Raw genomic sequence first — 1,739 nt, 5'->3', positions numbered from 1 at the left:
CGCCGCCGTGGACAACCCTGCAGCGCAGCAAACCAACCCGCAGCCCATCCACTTGTCTCACCTCGGGTGCGTGTTCAAACGACCGGAGCCACCACTGCCCCTCGAAGGGTTGGACGTGGGTGACATCGACTCCGAACATGGTTTGCTCCAGCGGGGCGATCTTGTTGAGTTCTGCTTGGCGACGAGCAAGGCCCCAATCCTGCGTCAGTTCTTCCTGCTGGAGGCTGGCCCACTCCATGACGAGGCCGAGAAGCATGATTGCGATCAAGCCACGAGTTGGCGGCCTACGCCTTGTGGGGACTGTCGGGTCACCTCCCTGGTGTCCGCGGCGCCAGGGGCCACCTCGAATGATTACAATGCAATCATTGAAATCATTTTTCAGGGCGCTTCATGGGCAGCATCACCATCCGCAACCTGGACGACAAGCTCAAGGCCAGTCTTCGCCTGCGCGCTGCGCGCCACGGCTTGTCCATGGAACAGGAAGTCAGAAACATCCTGCAGAGCACACTCGCGTCAGAGAGCACAGCCACCAGCGGCCTGGACTTTGCCATGCGCATCAACCAACTCTTCAAGGGGCTGGGGGCAGACGATCTTGTATGGCCTGACCGACAAAGCCAGCGGGCACTGCCCACGTTTGATCCATCATGAGCGCCGACCTTCTGGAAGGCGGGTACTTGCTCGACACCAATGTACTGTCTGAGTTGATGCGTGAAGCCCCCGCGCCCGAAGTGCTGCACTGGTTTGCTGCACAAACGTCCAACCGTCTCTACACCTGCACCATCAACCAGGCCGAAACACTGGCCGGCATTGCCGTGCTGCCGGCCGGCAAACGGCGCGATGCGCTGGCACGGGCCGCTCAGCAGATCTTCGAGGACGGGTTTGCAGGCAGGTGCCTTGCGTTTGGCAGCGGATCGGCGGAGCAATTTGCCCTGGTCATTGCGCAGCGCAAGCGTATGGGCCGCCCCATCGAAGCCGTGGATGCCCAAGTTGCCGCCGTCGCACTGGCCGCCCACTTGAAGCTCGTCACCCGCAACGCCAAAGACTTCGCCGGCATTGACAGCCTGGAAGTGATCAACCCCTGGCAGCCACACTGACCCTTCCCGCACGGGAAACATGCCTTATGGTCAGGCGGTGGCTGTGCAATGAATTCCCGATCGGGAATCGCGTGATCGCCCAAGCATGACCACCATCCCCACTGCCCAAACCTTGGGTGACGCGCTGCGTACGGCCAGAAAGAGGCCGGGCTTGACCCAGGCAGACCTTGCTTTGGCCGCCGGTTTGGGTGTGCGTTTCATCGTCGAACTGGAAGCCGCAAGCCCACGGTGCGCTTGGAACAGGTGCTGCGTGTCGTTGATGCACTGGGCGGATCACTGGCACTGACCGGCTTGGCGCCCGAGGAGGGTCGCCATGGCACATGACATGGGCGTCTGGCTGCTTGATCAGCCTTGCTCGACGAGTTGTCGCGCCCCATGCTGGCGGGGCGTTATGGCATTCGGCTGTCGCTGGCCGGTGCGCAAGACAAGCTGCCAGTCGTGTTTGATGGGCAGCGTATCGGCCTGCCCAATGGTGGACAACCCAGCACGCACCACGACCACCTCACGCCCAAGATGGCGCGTAAGCTGGGCAGCCAGTACAGGCTTTTGGAGGTGCAGGCCCGCCACTGGACGCAGTTTGCGGGGGCCGCCGCTCTGTCCAAGGACCGGACCAGAAAGCGCGTGCCGCGTATGGCGCAAGAGCTG

The 1,739-nt window shown here is 62.3% G+C and carries 3 protein-coding genes and 1 pseudogene; 3 read left to right on the top strand and 1 reads right to left on the bottom strand.

Annotated features, from left to right (window positions below; genetic code table 11):
- On the bottom strand, window positions 1-256 hold a 256-nt coding region (locus ACOVRJ_RS00130), incomplete at its 3' end, for a hypothetical protein (protein ID WP_422041879.1).
- Between the two features lie 134 nt (window positions 257-390).
- On the opposite strand from ACOVRJ_RS00130, the gene ACOVRJ_RS00125 reads away from it, so the two are divergent.
- From ACOVRJ_RS00125 to ACOVRJ_RS00115, 3 genes and pseudogenes are all read left to right on the top strand, one after another.
- Entirely contained in the window at window positions 391-648 is a 258-nt protein-coding gene (locus ACOVRJ_RS00125) for a FitA-like ribbon-helix-helix domain-containing protein (RefSeq protein ID WP_422041878.1), read from the top strand.
- The gene (locus tag ACOVRJ_RS00120) at window positions 645-1,094 is read left to right on the top strand and encodes a type II toxin-antitoxin system VapC family toxin (RefSeq protein WP_422041877.1); all 450 of its coding nucleotides are present in this window, start codon (window positions 645-647) and stop codon (window positions 1,092-1,094) included. The genes ACOVRJ_RS00125 and ACOVRJ_RS00120 overlap by 4 nt, the downstream gene beginning before the upstream one ends.
- Before the next feature lie 351 nt (window positions 1,095-1,445).
- Window positions 1,446-1,739 (top strand): annotated as a pseudogene (locus ACOVRJ_RS00115) (hypothetical protein); the annotation flags it as partial.

The sequence above is a fragment of the Roseateles sp. genome, assembly GCF_049240545.1.
Taxonomy (GTDB): Bacteria; Pseudomonadota; Gammaproteobacteria; order Burkholderiales; family Burkholderiaceae_C; genus Paucibacter_A.
This window is presented reverse-complemented; position numbering and strand designations above follow the sequence as displayed.

Bases quoted from the DNA above. Each gene is read 5' to 3' on its own strand.
- ACOVRJ_RS00125 (WP_422041878.1), top strand. From the start codon at position 391: ATGGGCAGCATCACCATCCGCAACCTGGACGACAAGCTCAAGGCCAGT.
- ACOVRJ_RS00120 (WP_422041877.1), top strand. From the start codon at position 645: ATGAGCGCCGACCTTCTGGAAGGCGGGTACTTGCTCGACACCAATGTA.